This window comes from Micromonospora sp. NPDC005324 (assembly GCF_040607155.1).
Taxonomy (GTDB): Bacteria; Actinomycetota; Actinomycetes; order Mycobacteriales; family Micromonosporaceae; genus Micromonospora; species Micromonospora trifolii.
In genome coordinates, this window is sequence record NZ_JBEXGE010000039.1 from 1 (window position 1) to 18,114 (window position 18,114).

The following is an 18,114-nucleotide window of genomic DNA, read 5'->3' on the forward strand; positions in this document are numbered from 1 at the left end:
GAACGCACCCTCGGCTGGCTCATGCACCACCGCCGACTCGTACGCGACTACGAAGCCCGACCCGACAACTCCGCCAGCATGATCACCATCGCCATGATCGACAACCTCGCCAAACGCCTCACCACCGAAACCACCCCAACCTGGCGAGACGACTAAAACCACAACACACACAAAATACGTGAATCAGACGTCCTCTCAGATGGGGCATGGTCGAGGGCAGGCGGCGTGGTGGGCCTGGCGCGCCAGCCGTAGACCGGGTCGCTGGTCTCGCTCGACCCGCAGCGCAAGCAGCGGGCCGTGGAGTTCTCGCCGTAAGCGGCCATCGACCTTGGCAGTTCCGTGACGACGACCTCGTCAACGGCGCAGCAGACCCGGCACCTGATGGACCCGCCGTCGGGTCCGCAGCGGCTGAAGATCGGTTCGTCTGCGCTGGTGTCGGCGGCAGCGGCCGGGGTCATGCCTTGGTCCCGGCGGACGCGGGTTGGGCGTAGCGGGCGGTGGCGGCCAGCAACGCGACCAGGCCGGGGTAGGTGGCGGGCAGGTCGCGGGGTTCGGGGGTGTCGTCGACGAGCACCAGGGGGTGGTCCTCGCCGTTGAGGTGGGTGAGCTGGTAGAGCCTTCCGTCGGTGTCGACAGCGTCGACGCGGCGGACTTGTCGGGGCTCGCCCTCGAGCGTGTGAACGTCTGCGTAGCAGGCGGCCCAGGCCACAAGGCGCGTGCCCGGGGCGGCGTCGCGGATCCGGGTGATGATCGTGTCGAGGGTGCGGTGGTAAGGCGTGACCCTTGGGGTGCTGCGCAGGGTGGCCGCGAGGTGGTGCAGGAGGGCGGGTAGTCCGGCCGGGTTGTCGAGCATGTCGTCGGGGTGCGGCGGGAACTCCACGCTGCGCATCACCGGGCCCCGCGGTGGTGCGGCGGTGATCAGCGGCCAGTCGTGGACGAGCAGCAGTGTTGGCGGCTGGTCCCAGTCGAATCGGGCTGAGTCGGTGGACGCCTCGATGAGGCAGGTGCAGAGGTTGTGGACGGCGGTGAAGGACAGCACGGGGTCTCCCATCTCCGGGGTGCACGACGGCAAGGACCCCGCGGCCGGATTGGCTGCGGGGTCCTTGGCGCGTGAGGGTTGGGCGGGGCGAGGTTCAGTGGCGCTGCCGGTCGCGGCTGCGCACCGTCGCGGTGCGGTGGGGCAGGTACTCGCGGACCCGACCGTCGGCGGTCTTGGCCTCGTACATCGCGCTGTCGGCTTCAGTCAGCAACTGCCGTGGGCTGACGTTGGCGTGGTGGGTGTGGGTGTAGCCGACCGACGCTGTCACGGGCAGGTCGGCGTTGACCACGAGGATCGTGCCGGCGGTGATCGCTTGCCAGGCGGCGTGGGCCGCGGCGGCGGTGTCCTCGCGGGTACCACGGACGAGCAGCGCGAATTCGTCGCCGGAGAGCCTCGCGGCGATTCGCACGTTCCCGGTGAGGCTGGTCAGGCGGCGGCCGACCTGGTCGAGCAGGTCGTTGCCGACTTCGTGGCCGAGGGCGTCGTTGACGCTTTTGAAGTTGTTGAGGTCCAGCAGCACAACCCCGACCGGTGTGTTGTCGGCCAGGGCGGCGCGCAGCCGGGTGTGGAACAGCCGCCGGTTGGGCAGGCCGGTGATGTCGTCGTGGTTTGCCATCCAGCGAGCCCTGATGAGGGCCCGCTGCTGTCCCCATAGCGCGGGGGCGGCGACGGCGAGGCCGGCGAGGACTCCGCCGGCGCAGGTGAGTATCTGTTGCACGGTTTGCGACACTGGTATGGCTCCTTGTCTACGAAGGAGCACCGGGGGCGGGCGAGCAGCGTCCAACTTCACGCCCGCCCCCGGGCTGCCTGATGTGTGAGGTGTGGCCGGCTACTGGGCTGCGGGGGCGAGTTGGAAGGTCGCTGGCTTGTCGACGGTCTGCACGGCCGTGCCCGCGGCGACCAACTTGATTGCCGCGTTCACGACCGCGCCGGGGCGGGCCTTCAGCACGCCGGTGCCGGCCTCGGCGGCGTCGATGAGCTTGCACAACTCGCCGGTCTTGTAGGCCCGGTCGGGGTGCGCTTCGAGGATGTCCAGCACCGCCGCGCGCAGAGAGCCCTTCGCCCGGTGGCTGCGCCCAGGTGCCGTGGTCGCCGCGTCCGAGGTGGCGGCAGCCTCCGCTTCGCTGTCGTCGAGCGCGCTGGCGTGCGGTGGGTCGTCGGCGACGGTCGGTGCGGGGTCGTCGTCGACTGCGGGCGGCTCGTCGGCACGAGCGTGCGGGTCGGCGGCGGAGGTGGGAGGTTCGCCGTCGGCAGCGCTGTCGGGCGGCGTGGTGGGCTGTTCGCCGGGCTGCTCGGTGTCGCTGGTTGCGCCGGGATCGTCGTCAACGGCGTCGCCGGTGCTTGGCGAGTCGTCGGGTGGCGATTCGGGGCCGGAGGAGGTGATCGTTGGTAAGGCGGTGCGGCCGGCGCCGACGGTGGCGTGGCCGGATTCGGTCAGCCGCCACACGGCGCGCTTGTCCTCGCCTTGGACGCGTTCGGTCTGTCCGGTCCCTTCCCAGACGCGCAGCTTGGCCGTGGCTGTGGAGTAGCCGAGGCCGGCGTGCTCGGCCACGGCGGCGGCGGTGGCGTCGCCGAGATCAGCGAGGGCGGCGAGCACTTTGAATAGGGCGTGCGGTGGCACGGTTTCCGGTTGGTCGGACATGGGCGTCTCCTTGTCGTGTGAGGTCAGCACTGATCCACGCTTCGATCGCGGGACGAATCAAGTGCGATGGCCGGATCTGCGGACGAGCGAGATCCGGCGGGGCTCGGGGCGGGGGCGCCGCCGGTTAGAACGGCGGATCGGTGACCGCGGGGGGTTCCTGCCGAGGCGGCAGGTGAGTGGCGGCTCTGGCGCGCAGCCGACCTGCCAGAGCGGTCAGGTGCAGGCGCATCCGGGCACGCCGCGGCATGCGGGTCCAGGTGTCGTCGGTCCAGAACCAGCGGTGGGCGCCGATGCTGTAGTAGCCGTCCCGATCGGGGTGGCAACGCTCGTCGAGATCGAGGACGATGTCGCCGCTGCCGGTGTCGCGTTCCTCCAGTAGCGCCGCGATGTCACCGTCGAAGCGCAGCAGTGGGTATTCCCCGGGCATGCTGCCCATCCGCCACCGGCCGGTGAGGTCTTCAGCGATCCGTCGGGCGGTGATCGGGTCGAAACGGCAGACGAGACCACCGGCGTCCGTGCTGCAGTCGTCGGCCACCAGGGCCGGATAGCTGTGATTGCGGACTTGCCGCGAGGAAACCATCACGGGCCGCCAGCGCGCGTCGGGTGGCGCGATGTCGCCGCGATAGTCGAAAGACTGCACATGTGCCGCGTCGAGAGCTGCGACGGGCCACACCGGGGTGTCGATGGCCAGCCAGTTGCGCTCGAGGTGGCGCGCGCCGCGCAGAACATCGATCAGCCGCCGCTCGGCGGCGGTCGACGAGCCCAACGGCAGGTAGAGGTGTTGTACTCGCTGGCGTTCAGGGCTAGCGGTGGTGGTGCGGCGCCAGGAGGCGCTGAAGGCGATCTGCTCGTCGCCGTCGTGGGTGTACCAGACGGGGACGCCGTTGGACCGGATGTGTGCGCGCTCGCCGTAGCGGGTGAGGCTCAGCGCCGGGCCGTTGACCTCGCCGGCGGCGATCTGCCCTGCGGTGAGGCGATGGGTGGGGCAGGCGAGGGCGTGCTCTGCCAGGGGCAGGACATCCTCGATGCGGAACCACAGTCGGGACATGGTGAAGAAACCTCCGTGAGGGTGTGTTGGGCGGGAAGAGGAATAGGGCGGCCTGTCTCAGGCCGGTGCTGCGAAAGCCCCATGCCCGGGGCGCCTGGCACAGCGGGGCGCGAGCTGCGGCGCTACCGGTGCGAGCAGCACGGGCGCGGCCCTGCCAGTGGCGGCGCGCTGAGGTGCGCAAAGAGGCCGGCAGCGGCGATGAGTGCCACCCGGCATCGGGCCGCGGGTGCATTCGCGTTGACTGCGACTGCTTTGGCCCGTGGTAAGAGCATCTGGCGTGACTCTCTTCCGGACGCGGCCGAGGCGCGGGCCCGATCGGCTGAAGTGCCTTGCTGATGGAGCGGTCGAGCGTCCGGGCTGGGTTGGTTGGCCGCCGCAGGTTAGGCGTGGATGGTGCTGAGCAAACGGCGCACATCGGCCGAGATTCCGCGGTCTCGGATCTCAGCCGGCGGGTCGTCCAGCACGACGCTGGTGATGGTGGCGGCGCCGCGGTGGCGCAGGACCTGGTAGTGGCGCCCGTCGACGTCGCAGGCGGTCAGTGCCCGTACCGGGATGCCGTCGTCGGTGCTCGGTAGTCCGAGGGCGGTGGCGTCGCGGCGGCCGGATTCGCTGGTGTCGAGTCCTTCGCCAAGGAAGGCCAGGGCGAGGATGGGCCCGATCTGGGCGCGGGTCCACGCCCGCAGTTCGGGGGCCTTGGCGGTGGTCATCACTGCGGTGATGGTGCGAAGGCCGAGCCAGTAGGGCACCGTCGCGCGGGCGCCGGGCATCGTGTGCATCCGCCAAATCGACGAGTCGATGGGCAGTTCGTCGACGTAGAGGCTTCCCACGCCGGTGTGGGCGGTGGATTCGAACACGCCGAGCAGCGCGGGGAGGGCGTCCCAGCCTCGCTCGTCGGCGAAGGCTTCGACAGCGGTCAGCGCGGCCGTGATGGCGGCGGCGCGACGTTCTGGGTTCAAGGTGTGTCTCCTTGGCATAGGTGGGTGGGGCAGGAACCGGCGCCGCCGGGCGGCGCGCCTGGGGTCCCCTGGGTGCAGGGATCAGGGCGCGCCGTCCGGACGGCTGTCATGCGGTGGTGTCGAGGGCTACCGCGAGGAGCCGTTGGCCGGGCTCGAGGGTGTCGAGGTGGCGCAGGGCCTGCTCGAGGTAGGTCACCCGGTGGGAGAGGGCATCGCTGAGCGGGGCCAGTTTGTGGCCGTCGATGGTGAGCATCGCGTCGCCGACGACGGCGCTGGCTGCTCGGTGGTGCTGGTAGGCCATCTGGCCTGCCTGGTACATCTCCAGTTCTCCGACGCCGGGTTGGCCGGGGCCGGGGGTGACGGCCGCGTGCAGACGCATGGCGTTGACACGGGGTTGAGCGTGGAAATCCGCCACCGCACTGTCGTACGGGTACTTCTGCGGGTCGGTCAGGTGGCGGGTTTCGAAGGTCGGCCACGGGGTGGCCGCCCGGGTGCCATGCACCGCCTGCTCCCAGATCTGGTAGCGGATGGCGGCGCCGATGGCGGCGGCGTGACGCATGCCCTGCAGGTCGAGCAGCCGCAACGGTCCTCCCGCGCACGGGATGGGACGGCCCTTACGCAGGCCGATCATCTGGCGGCGCTGCCACGGCCGCAGCTGCGGTACCGCCCAGAACAGCGGGGTGAGGGTGCCGGTGACACCGAAGTGGGTGCGCAGCTGGTGCGCGGTGAGCGCTTCGGCGGGCACCTCGTTGGGCAGGCAGATGACCATCGTGGCGATGGTCGGCGGCGGCGTGACCGTCGCGGGCACGATGGTGATGGTGGCCTTCGCGGGGGCCTGTGGGCGCGGCTGCGCCTGGGCGGCCTTCGCGGGGGCCTGTCGGATGGGGGTGGTGGGCACACGGCTGCCGTGAGCGGTCAGTGGGGTGCCATTGGCAGCGGACATGGTGAGGTCCTCCTTTGAGTGGGGTGATGAGGTGTCGGGGCGCGCGGATCTGACCGGCTCACCGGGATCGTGGGTCGGAGTCAGGTCGGCGGGCAGGTCGCGCGTGGGCGCGGAGGTGACCAGGCCACTGGGTTCGTGGGTGAGGTCGGTGGTGCGGGGCGCGTGGTGCGCTGGTGCGGGTGGTTGGGTGCGACCGTGGGGGTCGCCGCGGGTGCGCGTGCCGACCGGCGTAGGCGGGTGGGCGTGGCGTACCGGATGTGCGGCGAGGATCCCTGCGGTGGGACCGAACCGGGTGGAGATATGTGGGTGATGTAGTGCCGTGAACGGTAGCCCGGGGCACTCACAGCGGCGGTTAGCCGCCGCAGCCGTCGGCAGGTGGGTTGACCTGCACTGTGAGAGATCAACAGCCGCTGCGGGTGTTTCTGGTGTGAGTGGCTGTGAGTCGCTGTGAGTGGCGGGCCCGCTCACAGACGCCCCGCTGAGACCAGAGCGCCCCGGCCGCCGATGAGGGTGCGGGTGGGGCGGTGACCTGCGCTGTGAGCGGCTGTGAGCGAGCCGGCGAGCTGTCAGACGTCGTCGGGACGGTGGGTTGTCAGTGGATGAGACGGGGTGGGGATCCGGGTCGGCCAGGCGAGGTCGGCGATCTGGTCGACGTCGGGTGCGGGTTCGCCGAGGTCGGCCAGGTCCAGCAGCCGGCGCGGCGCGTCGTCCGCACCGACGACCAGCCAGACGGCATCGGCCGCGCAGGCCCCGTCAGGCACGCTGTCGCGGGCAGCGGTGGCCACCGGCACCGGGCTGCGCATACCGGTCAGCAGGTCGTGCAGAGCGCGTTCTTGGGCGGTGTTGGGCAGCCAGAACAGCACCGGCCAGGCGGGGCCGCCCATGGCGGCGTGGACGGTGTAGCTGCTCACCTTGTTCAGCAGCACGCGGGGCCGCTCGAGGCCACTGTCAAACTCGGCGAAGAACGCCACTCGACGGTCTCCTTCGCTGAACACGCCGTGCCCGTCCGGACGAACCGGGGAGAGCAGTGTGGTGTCGAACGCGCCTGGCTCAGCGCACCGTTGCTCCGACCACCACCGCTCTAGCTGCGCCTGCGGGGCAGTACGTGCCCGCCCGGCGAGGTCGGTGAAGAACTGGTTGACCCCCAGCAGGTGATCCAGCGTCCGACTGGCGGCCAGTCGGCGCTTGCGCACCACCGTTTGCCCGGCTCGAGGCGGTGTGTGGTCTCGGGTCGCGGCGACGCATTCCGCGCCGATCTGGTCGAGGACGTAGTGCCAGGGATACGAGCCGCCGCCGGCCCGCAGCGGCCGGAACCGGTCCACGAGGCCGAGTTGGTGCAGCTTCAGCAGCCGCCGCTGGGCGAAGTCGAGCGACCCGAACAGGGCATGGCTGATCTGGAACGTGGTGAGAACCTTGTGATCGGATAGCCAGTCGAGAAGCAGACGATCACGATCGGTGAGTTGAGCTTGGACACGCAGAACACGGTCTTGGCTTTTACGCATGGCGATTACCCCCACAGGAGAGACCCCTGAGGGTCTTTTGCAGCAGAGCGGATTGGTCGGCGCACCGGCGGTGCGCTGCGGATGTCGCCCGTCGGGGCGGTCGGTCTCGGTATCCGCCTCTACACGCACACCCACACCGCCCCCAAGCCGTGGCGCGGCACCGACGCCAACACGAGGGCCGCTGGCGGGCCGTTGACCGCGGCAGGCCGAGGTCGTCGCGGTCTTCGGTGGTGGCGGGGTGCCGAGGTCTGGGGTGCGGACCTGCGGTCGGTGACGTGGCGGGTGTGGTTCTGGCCGTCGCGACGGCGGCGGCGTCGTGCTGGCCACTGTCGACGCCGGTGACGGCGGTGAAAGCCCCTCGTGCGGTGGCTCGTTGTGGGGCGAGGTGTTGCCTCGGTGCGCCCTCCGCCGGGTGCGGCAGGTGGGTTGTCCTCGGCCGGCGAGGGTGCCGGGACAGTCGGTGAACGGTGAGCGGTCGGCCGGCCCTGTACAGATGGGTCGGCGGTGTCCAGTGTGGCTCGGATGGCTGGCATTCGGGAGTCGATGATCGCGCTGACATGTGAGTGTCCTCGGGAAGAGAGAAGTCGATGGCGCCTCGGGTGAGGGACCTGTAATCGCGTAGTAGTGCTGTCTGGGCCAGGGACGTGTTGTCCTCCTTTCGCGAAGCTGGATGCGCTGGGCGTCGGCGACGAGGAACCCGGATCCGTCATCGGCCCGCTGGGTGCCCGTGGTCGCGCCTGCGGGGCAGGGGTGCGCCCGTCAGGGCCGGCGCGAGGGGTGGCCAGCTGTTTTGTCGTTGCGGGTGTCGCCGCCGCGTCGCCGGCTGTCGTCCTTGTTCGGCTGCGACAACTGCTCGACGAGATCGTCGATGGCGCTGGTGTCCTGTGGCTCGACCTTGCGCGCAGCGGTCTGCCGGATGACGGTGGCGGCACCGACGACGGGTTTCGGGGGACGGGTGCGCATGGTGAACGCCGGAGCCTGGCGCCCATCGGTGATCAGGCGGGCCACCGCGGTGTAGGCATCAAGGTGGGTCAGGTCGTGCTCGTCGAGTTCGGGCAGGGTGTGCCTGGCCAGCACGGCGGCGTCCTCCGGCGCGCAGGAGAAGTAGATCTTGTTGCGGGCGTTCGCTGACGCGGCGGCGAGGAGGTCCTTGGGGAACTGGGCGAGGTCCTGGTGGGACAGGACCAGCGACAGCCGGTACTTGCGGGCCTCGGCGAGCATCGTGTCCAGGCTGTTGGCGAGGGTGAGGAAGTTCTGCGCCTCGTCGATGATCAAAGTGGCGTCGCGGCGCTGGTCGGGTGCGATGCGAGCGCGGGCGGTGGCGGCCTGCCACACCTGCGCCAGGATCAGCGAACCCAGCAGTTTGCTGGTGTCCTCCCCCAGTTGGCCCTTGGGGATGCGCACCAGCAGCGCCCCGCCGTCGAGGATCTGGCCGATGTCGAAGCTCGACTGGGGGAAGCCCATGGTGCGTTTGACGAAGTCCCGGAGAAGGAAGGCGCGCAGGCGGGCGAGGACGGGTCCGATGACCTGGGCGCGTAGGGCGGGGTTTAGTTCGTCGTACCACTGCCAGAAGCCCTGCAGTCCGGCCGGGTCGTCGAGCTGGACGGTCATGGCGGAGCGGAACTGCGCCGAGTTGAGCAGCGGTGGGATGTGCTGCAGGGTGACGTTGGCGTGCCGCAGCAGAGTGAGGCAGGCCACCCGCATGACGTCGTCCATGCGCGGTCCCCACGCCTTCGAGAAGATGCTCCCGAAGATCGACACGAGGTTGTCGACGACCAGGTCGGGATCGTCGCCCGATAGGGGGTTGATCGTCGGCGGGTTGGGCTGATCGGGGTCGAAGAGCACCACCCGGTCCGCCACCTCGGCGGGTAGCCGGTCGAGGATGTCCAGGACCAGGTCGCCGTGCGGGTCGATGACGACAGTGCCGCGACCGGCGATGATGTCGTCGACGGCCATGTTCACCAGCAGCGTTGTTTTGCCGCTGCCCGTCGATCCGATCACATGGGTGTGGTACCGGGCGTCCGGCACCGCGAGGGCCACGGCGTGGCCGTCGACTTCCGCGTCGCCGAGGACCTTCTCACCGCGACCGCCGGAAGACACCGCGACCGGTGCCGGCATCGACTTGGCCCTTGCGCGGTCCAAGCCGGGCACCGCCAGGTCGCGAGGAAGAGAGGCGAGCACGGCCAGCTCCGGGGTGCAGGTGAGAAAGCCTGCCCCAAGGCGCCGTTGGGCGATAACCGCAGCTGGCGACGACATGCGCACGCGGTGGGTGACCCGGTTGCGGCCGGAGTACACGGCGAACGCCGCCGCGATCGTGTCCGCTGTGCCCCGCAGTCGCGGACGCTGGTCGGTGTTGGCGCGGTGGGTGTCCTTACCGACGGCGTAACGCACGGCGGTCTCCCACAGCGGGTGGGCGATCTTGTCGAGGATGGCGCGCACGTCGCGTTCCACGCTCGGATCCCGGCGGGCCGTCGGCGTGGCGCGGGTGGTGCTGGCGGAGCGCCCGGGTAGGAACGCCTCGATGAGCCAGAGCAGCGGGGCGGCCGGGTTGATGGTGGGCAGGGCGGTCGTGCCGTCGCGCAGCCGGCTCGCGGCGCGGCGGGCCCGTTGCACGCGGCGTGTGGTGGCGGGGCGGGTGAGGATCTGCACGCAGGCGTGCTCGTCGGCGCGCAGGCTGGAGCCTGCGGACATCAGGGCGCGCAGCGGGTCGTTGTCGTGGTCGGTGCGCAGCGGCAGCCATTCGGCGGCGGTGGGCAGCAGGTGCCCGCCCACGGCGGCCGTGTCGAGAGGGATCGGTGGGCCGGGGTTGTCATCGGTGGTGCAGGCGGCGCCGGGCCACGCGGCGCGCACGGCGGCTTCAACGGCGCCGGGTGGGACGGTGCCGGGCACCCACACGCCGATCAGCAGCCGCCGCCCAGTCCAGGTGTACTGCCACACGACGTGCGGGCTGCCGTAGAACAGCCGCCGCCGCCGCGAGGGGGTGAGGGTGCCGGCCAGGTTGGACCACAGCGCGGCGCTGCTGTGCGGGTCCACCTCGGGTGGCGGGGCGATGGTCACCAGGCGCGCGCCGTCGGCGTGATGGCGGTGTCGCCACATGGCGAGGAGGTTGCGGGCCGCCACGAAGGCGACCAGCGCGCTCGCGGCGACCGCGAGGAGCCACGGTCGCTGCGCCGCCCACTCGGCGGCGTCGAGCAGGAATCGAGTCGCGCCCGTGGGGGGCGCGATGCTTGTGGGCGGGGCGATACCTGTGGGGGGTGCGCTGGGTGCGGGAACGGTGGCGAGGTGGGCGGTGAGGTTCACAGGTCCTCCTCGTCGTCGAGGCCGGCCAGGTCGCCGGGGCGGGTGGTGGCGAGTTGGTGTTCGCTGTCGGAGGCGATCGCCTCGAAGCTGGTGCGGTTGGTGCCGGAGATCAGCAGGCCGGTGCCGACGCGGGCGGCGAGCAGCAGCCGGCGTTCGCCGGCGGTGAGGCCAAACGCGTCGCCGATGGCGTCGATGGCCTGCGGGGCCTGCTTGAGCAGCACCTGGGTGGCGGCGTTGGCGACGACGGCTTGCCCGAGGTCGGTGCCGAGGACGTCGGCGACGTCTTGGGTGATCACGGCCAGGCCGGCGTGACGTTTCCGCGCGGCTTTCGACATGCGGAACAGAAAGCGGGCGCCTTCGCCGTCGCGCATGAGCAGCCACGCCTCGTCGACCACGACCAGTCGCCTGGTCTCTGACCGGCCGGGTGCGTCGACCTGCCGCCAGATCGCGTCGAGGGCCAGGAGGGTGCCGACGGTGCGCAGTTCGTCGGGCAGTTGCCGCAGCGACCACACGACCAGGTGCCCGTCGAGGCGGGTGGTGGAGGGGCCGTCGAACAGCTGGGAGAACGATCCCTGCACCCACGGTGCGAGGCGGGCGGCGAGCTGCCCGGCGGCCGGATCGCTGTCGTCGTCCAGGCGAGCGGCGAGGTCGCGCAGCAGCGGCGCGGGCCGGTGGTGGGTCGCCGGGTCGGCGGTGATGCCGGCGTGGCGGTAGACGGCGAGGATCGCCCGGTCGAGCGCCGCGCGTTCGGCCGGTGGCGGTTGGTGGCCGACTAGGACGGCGATGAGGGTGTGTAGGAACAGCCCGCGGCGGGTCAGCACGTCGGGTCGGGTGTCCCCGGCGGGCAGATCCAGGGGGTTGATCTTCACGCCGGTGGCGCCGAGGCGCACCACCGTGCCGCCGACGGCGTCGGCGAGGCGCAGGTATTCGTCTTCGGGGTCGATGACGGCGATCTGCACCTGTTGGTAGAGGTTGCGCAGGATCTCCAGCTTCACGAAGTAGCTCTTGCCGGCGCCGGAGCGGGCTAGGACGACGGAGTTGTGGTTTTCCTGCGCCCAGCGGTCCCACCACACGATGCCCTGCGAGTCGGGGTTGACGCCGTAGAGCACTCCGCCTTCGGCGGGTGGGTCGCCGGGCAGCGGTGCGGGCAGGTCGGCCGAGGCGAGGGGGAACGCGGCGGCGAGGGCTTGGGTGTCCATGGTGCGGCGCATCTGCAGCGAGTCCGTGCACAGGGGCAGGGTGGTGGTCCATCCGGCGAGGTGGCGCCAGGTCGCGGGCTGTACCTCGATGAGCGTGGACGCGGCGGCGGCCTTCACCTGCGCGCAGGCCTGCAGTAGTTCGTCCTCGGTGCGGGCGTGCACGGTCAGGTACAGCCCGACGCGGAACAGTTTCGCCGCGCCGCGGGCCAGGCGCTGGGCCAGGTCGGCGGCGTCCTCGGCCGCCGCCTCGACGTAGGGGTCGGGCAGCTTCCCGCTCTCGGCGCCGGCCCGACGGGTGGACTCGAAGCGGGCGCGCTGGTTGCGCAGCCGGGACGCCGCGATCGGTGCGGGCAGCGGGTCGATGTGCAGGGCCAGGTCGAGGCGGCCCGGCCAGGACAGCAGCGGCTCCAGCCAGGCGTGGCCGACCTCGGCGGGGTAGCCGGTGACGACGAGGGTCGCGGCGTACCCGTCGCCGACGCGCAGCATCCGCGGGGTCACCTCCACTGAGGCGGGCGTGACGGCGCCCGCCAGCGACGACGGCGGGCGGACGCCGCCAGTACCGGCGCGGGGGCGTTTACGGAGTTTCATCAGCGTGCCTTCTTCCTGGTGTCGGGGCGGGTGTCTGGGCCGGTGATGACGGCGTCGGGGGCGGCGAGCCCACCTGGGCGAGAGGGCCGGTACGGGTCGGCCGCTGCGGCGATCGCCGCGGTGACCGCCGCCCCGTCCAGGGCGCGGGTGGTGACCCCGAGGCCAGACAGAGACCGGACGGTGTCGTCGGCGCGTCGGCGCGCCGCGTGGTCTCCGCGTTCGCCCGCGCTGCTGCGGGTGACGATGAGGACCTGTCGGCGCAGCGGATCCCGCCGGGTCGCGAGGTCGTCGAGGAAGCTGGCGTGATCGGCCGCCGCGTCTACCAGCGCCGGGTGAGGCAGCGATTCCACGGCCTGCGACAGCGTGTTGGCGGCGGAGTGCAGGTCGACCGGCTGCGCGGACACGACGATCTGCGTCGGCGTGGACAGGCTGTTGAGCCAGCGGCCGAACGTGTCGACCAGGGCGGCCTGCTCGTCGGCGGTGCGTAGCGCCAGGTTGACGCTGGTCGCGGCGACCATCGCCGCCCGCGCCCCGCCCAGGTGGATTTCTCCCTCGTCGTCGATCGCGTCGGCGGGCAGCGTCAACGGTGCCGGCACCATGACTCTGCTCTTCGGTGCCTGGACCCAGTCCGGCGTCGTCGACGTCGTGTCCGTCGTCGACAGCGCCCGGGGCGCCCGGGCGTGCCGGACGGCGGCGAGCAGCCACACGTCCAGCGGCAGGCCGTCGCGGCGGCCGACGGCGACACCGAACACGAGGCCGCCGAGGACCACTGCGGCGCCGACGAGGACCAGCGCCGGCACGAGGTGGTGCAGGGCACGCCACGCGCCGTAGAAGGCCAGGGCGGCGACGGCGAGGATCGCCAGCTGACGGAAGGTCAGCCCATAGAGCACCTTGTCCGGGGCGTCCACGTCGGATGGCATCCGCGCACGGCCTGCCTCGGTGCGGTCGATGGCGGTCATCGGCGCACCGCCCTCAGCCCGCGGCCGAGGCCGGGAATCGAGCGGGTGGCCTGCTGCACCACGACCACTCGCACCGCGGCGCCGATCATGTTCGCGCCGCGGCCGTTGCCGGTGGAGATGAAGCTTTTCATCATCGCGGGCACCCGCAGGGTGGTCCACAGCATGACCATCACGACGAACAGGTTGATCACCCCGCCCGGGTCGACCGGCAGCCCGAGCACGGGCAGCAGGTTGTCGGGGTCGGTGAGCATCCACTGCCCGGCGTAGAGGGTGAAGCCCTGCACGATCGGCACCGCGAGGGTCCCGGCGTAGGCCTTCCACCACATTCGGGCTATCGCATCGGTCTGCGGCAAGGCGTGACAGGCCAGCACGAGCGGGGCGAACGCTGTCAGGACGAGCACGGTCGCGAAACGTACGATCACGCTGAACGCGGTGGAGGCCAGCAGCACCGCGATGATCGCCACGCAGACCACGAACAGCAGCACCGCGGTCTTGTCCTGCCCCGCACTGATGTGCGTCTTGATTGCCCGCAACGCGCCGTCGCTGTCTCCCTCAGCAGTGGTCAGGGCGCCGGTGAGGGCATTGGCGAGATCGATGAGCATGCCGCACCACAACTGGCTGAAGTGGGCGGCGACGAATCCCACGATCAGCCGAGGGAGCAGGTCCTTGACTGTGTATTGGGAGCGTTCGTCGCCGCCGCCGGTCATGGTGAGCACGCCGGCGGCGACGAACGCCAAGACGAACACGGTGTCCACGACGAGGATCGAACGGCCGGTCAGGGCCTGCACCTGCGGCAGGGCGGTGACGTCCGGGGTGATCAGCAGCGCGCTGCTGATCACCCCGATCAGGGCATCGAGGGTCGCCAGGATTGCCGCGGCGAGCCAGTCGAGAATCTGGCCGAGCAGGTAATTCATGACGGCGGTCCGACGATGCCCTTAACGACCCCAAGCAGGATCGGGGCTAGCACGGCGAGGCCGTAGCCGATCAGGGCGTTCTTCAGCGCGCTCTTGGCCTTGTCGACCTGCGCGGGGTCACCTCCAGCGGTTGCCCAGTAGACGCCGGCGAGGACGAGGAAGAGGGTGGCGACGGCCGCGAGGATGCCGATCAGCCATGCCTGCAGGTTGGCGATGACGGTCGGCAGGTCGTTCGCCGCCAGGACAACTTCCACGCCGGTGTCGGCGTACGCGGCGGCGGGCACGGACAGAAACAGCAGCACCTCGCCGGTCACGGCGGCAACGCGGCCGACCTGACGGGCGGTGCGGGAGCGGGTGAGGGCACGAAGACGTGCCGGAATGCGGGACATTGAGCGTTCACCTCCGGCCCCGGCCGGGTGAGGGCGGGGCGGTTGTCGGCGGTCCGGGTGGGTGGACCGCCGCCAGAGGGGCGCGGGCGCGGACAGCGCCTCGAAGCACGACCGTCCCCGGGAGGAGCACGTCCTCCCTTATCGGGTAGCGATCTGTTCGGTGTGGTGTCAGCGCACCAAATTGCGCGGCACCCGGAGACGTCCGGTGCATGGGGCGGCCCGGTGTGGGCCCGGCCCTCTGGCGGCGGGCGGGACCGTCACGCCCACTTGATGGCGGGTGAAGTGGTCTCGCACTTGTAAACCGCCGCCTGTGTGCTCTGGCGAACGCCTGTCGTTCTCACAGCGACTCACACGGACTCACAGCCGCTCACACACAGCAGGTCTTCTCGCGCCTGACCTGCACTTTGTCGATTTCTGCTCCGAAGGCCGGTTCTCTGAGTCGAGATGATCTGGGCGCCGGTGCTTCTTCCCCGGCGCTTCATTGGGTGGAGGCGTTCCCGCGACAGGTTCTCAAGCCCTGTCCGGGGGATGCCGTCGGCGCAGCGTGGACATGGCCGCGGCGCCCGCACCGGGGATCCGGTGGGGCGCCGCGAGAACGCGTGCGGGGCGGGTCTCAGGCGGCGGCTGCCGCCTGACTCGTGTCCTGACGGGCAGGGCGGCGGCTGGCAGCACGCAGTTTGCTGCGCCGTTCAGCCTGTGCGGCGAGGGCCTTAGCGGCCTGTGGGGATGCCGTCCCGGTGAGTAGGCCCGAGGCGAGGGCTTCGGCGATGCGGGTATCGATGCGCCCCAGTCGCATCCGTAGGGCATCGGTGCTCAGGCCCCGCAGCGCGGCGATCGGTTCGATCGCCCGCCGGCCGAGCCGCACGTCGATGTAGGACTGCTCGTCGTCGGCGTCGAGGATGCCGAGCCGTACGGCGCGGTTGATCAGCACGTCGGGATGACCGTAGGGGATCTGAGGGGTGCGCGGGCCGATGACGTGCTCGATGTCCTCGACGGGCGTGAACTCCGCGGCCTGCTGGCGCAGCTTGTACCCGGCGCGCCAGCCGGCGCGGCACAGCCCGGCGTACGGGGCGGGCCGGGCGAGATCCACGTGATCGCGCAGCGCTACCAGGAAGCCGGAGAGGACCTCCGCCTCGATGTCGTCGGGGTCGCCGGGGTAGCCGTTGCACAGCTGACGGGTGTAGCGGCGAAGCGCCGGCAGGGCCATACCGACCGCGCCGATGACCCACTGCGGCCCGTCCAGGCGGGCACGGCGGATCATCTCGGCCCACACCGCGTCGCGCGCCTCGAAGGACGTGCGATGCGCCAGCAGCCAGTCGCGCACCGCCAGCACCGTCATGACACCCGCCGGTAGGCCGACGTCCGGGCCGAGCTGGTCGAGGTCGATCGACAAGGGCGCGGGGTCGCAGGTCAACGCCGTGAACGCCACCTCGGCGGCGTCCAGCGGGGACTGCGGCCACTGCGTTGAAGTCGTGCTCATGATTGCCACTCCTCGGAGTCGATCTCGGTGTCGCCGCCGATCTGGGCGACGTCTGAGCAACCGATTACGTCATGCGTGGCTCACAGACGCTCACAGCGCAGGTCAGCGCTCTTCTGCCGCTGTTAGAGGTGCTCCTCACTCCGGTGAGGTGGCTGCGCGTCGGTGCCGCCTTCGGTGGTGGCGCTCGTTGTCGCGCGACCCGCTGACCAGGGCTGTGAGTGAGAATCCAACCCATGCGGCCCCGGTTTTCACCGCGCTCCTCACAGCGGCAGTCTTGCCGCTCACAGCCGCTCACAGCCGCTCACAGTGGCCCGTCGTGCCGCTCACAGCCGCTCACAGTGGCCCGTCATGCCGCTCACAGCCGCTCACAGTCGCTCACAGCGGCCTCCCGAGACGTCTGTACGACGACGGAGTCATCGACACGTCGTCGCGCCGCGTCCGGGTGTCGTCCGAACGGCGTCGGGGCGGGTCCCCGCAATCCTGTCCGGCACGGACGTGGCCGTGGCCGAAGTGACATGACGACCGCGCGCTCAGCGTGTCATCAAGGCCATCTTCCGAGCGCCGCCGCCGTGGCCGGCACCCCCCTGCCACAGTGACAATGTCAACGATCGACCTCGATTCCTTTGGACAGATTGACAACGCCTGCGACCAACAGGTTGCCGCGGCGGCGCCGCGACCGTCGGCGATGACACCGTCCCATGGCAGGCGGTCATCCTGGCATTGAGCTTTGTCGTTGACATTTTGTCCGCAGATGCTTGTGAGCAGGACGTTGACATCGGTCACGCGTGCGTGCGGCATTCGACGGCGCGGTGCCGGACGCGGTCGCGGCCACGCCGTCGCTGGCCGGCGATGACGCCGCCTGTGGCGCTGCGGCGCGTCAGCCCGGCCACTTTGTCGGACAGGGCAAGGACGGCTTTAGGGCTGTCACCACGGGTCGCATCAGCGCGCTGCGGACAGTCTGTCATCGGCTCATGTCATCGCCGGTAGTCGATGGCCAGGCATGACGCGGTGCGGCTGCGCTGTCGTGTGCCTCGCTGCCAAGTCATCGCCCACGGGGCGTCTGTGCGGTGGGCGGGAGGTATCCACCGGCGGCGGCGCGCAGCACGGTCGCCGTCGTGTTGTGAGCGGCTGTGAGTTTGACAGGCGTTCGCCAGAGCACACAGGCGCGGGTTTACAAGTGTCAGCGCACTGCATGCGCGGCGTGGAGCCGACACCACATGAGCGAGCACACGCCGCAGAACCACCAGCACCCCATCCACCCCGTCGACCCGCGCGCGGTCGACCCGACCCTGATCGACGTGGTCGCCGGCGACCCGCCGGTGCCTGTCACCGTGTGGCGCACCGCCCACGACCCGGCCGACGCCGGGCGTAGCCTCGGCGCCCGGCTGGCCTACCGGCTCGTCGCCGCCTACACCCGCCCCGGCGAGGTCGTGGTCGACCTCACCGCCGATCACACCCTGAGCGCCGTGTGCGCCGCGGGTGGCCGGCGGCACCACCCGGGCTGGTTCACCGACGCGTCCAATCTGATCATCGGACCGGCCACCCCGCCGGCGCGAACCGATCCCGCCGCCCTCGACGGCGACGGCGACGGCGACGGCGAGGGCGAGGGCGAGGGCGACGGCCTTCCGGACATGACCGCATGGTTCGGCGACGACCTCACCGACGGGCAACCGCCCACCGATCGCACCACCGCAGCAGACGGTCTCACCTCCCTCGGCGAGGCGACGAGCCTTGTCGTGGCATGCTGGCCCCTCGATGCCGACGGCACCACCAACAGGGTCCGGCTGGCGTGGCTGCTGAGCGCGTGCGCGCGGCTGCTGCGCCCCAGCGGCTGCCTCGTCCTGGTCGTCACCGTCCCCACCGCCACAGCCGGCGGCCCGGAGGACTTCACCCCGGTGGCCACCGCCGCCGCGCAGGTGGGCCTGGGCTACCTGCAGCACATCGTCGCCGTCGGCGCCGACACCGACGGCGACGCCTTCGTCTACCACGTCACCGACGAGGAACTGCTCACCCTGACCCATCCGCAGTGGGTGGCGCACGTGCGGGTCCATGCGGACCTGCTGGTGTTCTCGCCCGCAAACAAGGGGCGCGAGCAGGGACACGACGGCGGTGAGGGCCGTGGCTGAGCACACTGCTTCTCCCTTCGACTCGCAGG

The 18,114-nt window shown here is 70.9% G+C and carries 14 protein-coding genes and 1 pseudogene; 2 read left to right on the top strand and 13 right to left on the bottom strand.

Going from position 1 to position 18,114, the window contains the following annotated elements; genetic code table 11:
• Positions 1 to 156 (top strand): annotated as a pseudogene (locus ABZS40_RS29810) (IS5/IS1182 family transposase); the annotation flags it as partial.
• A gap of 298 nt (positions 157 to 454) precedes the next feature.
• Here ABZS40_RS29810 and ABZS40_RS29815 read toward each other — a convergent pair.
• The 13 genes from ABZS40_RS29815 to ABZS40_RS29875 form a co-directional block, all read right to left on the bottom strand.
• The gene (locus tag ABZS40_RS29815; protein WP_354946992.1) at positions 455 to 1,051 is read right to left on the bottom strand and encodes a hypothetical protein; all 597 of its coding nucleotides are present in this window, start codon (positions 1,049 to 1,051) and stop codon (positions 455 to 457) included.
• 82 nt (positions 1,052 to 1,133) lie between these two features.
• A complete protein-coding gene (locus ABZS40_RS29820; protein ID WP_354946994.1) occupies positions 1,134 to 1,769 on the bottom strand; it encodes a GGDEF domain-containing protein in 636 nt (211 codons plus the stop codon).
• A gap of 99 nt (positions 1,770 to 1,868) precedes the next feature.
• Complete coding sequence (locus tag ABZS40_RS29825) at positions 1,869 to 2,681, bottom strand: MarR family transcriptional regulator (protein ID WP_354946996.1); 813 nt, start codon at positions 2,679 to 2,681, stop codon at positions 1,869 to 1,871.
• Between the two features lie 124 nt (positions 2,682 to 2,805).
• A complete protein-coding gene (locus tag ABZS40_RS29830) occupies positions 2,806 to 3,729 on the bottom strand; it encodes a hypothetical protein (RefSeq protein WP_354946998.1) in 924 nt (307 codons plus the stop codon).
• Between the two features lie 380 nt (positions 3,730 to 4,109).
• Complete coding sequence (locus ABZS40_RS29835) at positions 4,110 to 4,685, bottom strand: hypothetical protein (protein WP_354947000.1); 576 nt, start codon at positions 4,683 to 4,685, stop codon at positions 4,110 to 4,112.
• Positions 4,686 to 4,791: 106 nt separating this feature from the next.
• Positions 4,792 to 5,628 (bottom strand): hypothetical protein, encoded by an 837-nt coding sequence (locus ABZS40_RS29840; protein WP_354947002.1) that lies wholly within the window; start codon positions 5,626 to 5,628, stop codon positions 4,792 to 4,794.
• A gap of 566 nt (positions 5,629 to 6,194) precedes the next feature.
• The gene (locus ABZS40_RS29845; RefSeq protein ID WP_354947004.1) at positions 6,195 to 7,130 is read right to left on the bottom strand and encodes a replication-relaxation family protein; all 936 of its coding nucleotides are present in this window, start codon (positions 7,128 to 7,130) and stop codon (positions 6,195 to 6,197) included.
• A gap of 759 nt (positions 7,131 to 7,889) precedes the next feature.
• Positions 7,890 to 10,355: a DUF87 domain-containing protein gene (locus ABZS40_RS29850; protein ID WP_354947099.1), complete on the bottom strand. Its 2,466-nt coding sequence runs from the start codon at positions 10,353 to 10,355 to the stop codon at positions 7,890 to 7,892.
• Between the two features lie 71 nt (positions 10,356 to 10,426).
• Complete coding sequence (locus tag ABZS40_RS29855; protein ID WP_354947006.1) at positions 10,427 to 12,217, bottom strand: DUF87 domain-containing protein; 1,791 nt, start codon at positions 12,215 to 12,217, stop codon at positions 10,427 to 10,429.
• Positions 12,217 to 13,137 carry a PrgI family protein gene (locus ABZS40_RS29860; protein WP_354947101.1) on the bottom strand — a complete coding sequence of 307 codons (921 nt, stop codon included), beginning with the start codon at positions 13,135 to 13,137 and terminating at the stop codon, positions 12,217 to 12,219. The genes ABZS40_RS29855 and ABZS40_RS29860 overlap by 1 nt, the downstream gene beginning before the upstream one ends.
• A 35-nt stretch (positions 13,138 to 13,172) precedes the next feature.
• The gene (locus ABZS40_RS29865; protein WP_354947008.1) at positions 13,173 to 14,090 is read right to left on the bottom strand and encodes a type IV secretion system protein; all 918 of its coding nucleotides are present in this window, start codon (positions 14,088 to 14,090) and stop codon (positions 13,173 to 13,175) included.
• Complete coding sequence (locus tag ABZS40_RS29870) at positions 14,087 to 14,479, bottom strand: pilin (protein ID WP_354947010.1); 393 nt, start codon at positions 14,477 to 14,479, stop codon at positions 14,087 to 14,089. The genes ABZS40_RS29865 and ABZS40_RS29870 overlap by 4 nt, the downstream gene beginning before the upstream one ends.
• Positions 14,480 to 15,092: 613 nt before the next feature.
• Positions 15,093 to 15,959: a hypothetical protein gene (locus tag ABZS40_RS29875; RefSeq protein ID WP_354947012.1), complete on the bottom strand. Its 867-nt coding sequence runs from the start codon at positions 15,957 to 15,959 to the stop codon at positions 15,093 to 15,095.
• 1,217 nt (positions 15,960 to 17,176) lie between these two features.
• Here ABZS40_RS29875 and ABZS40_RS29880 point away from each other — a divergent pair.
• Complete coding sequence (locus ABZS40_RS29880) at positions 17,177 to 18,085, top strand: hypothetical protein (protein ID WP_354947014.1); 909 nt, start codon at positions 17,177 to 17,179, stop codon at positions 18,083 to 18,085.
• Positions 18,086 to 18,114: the final 29 nt, after the last annotated feature.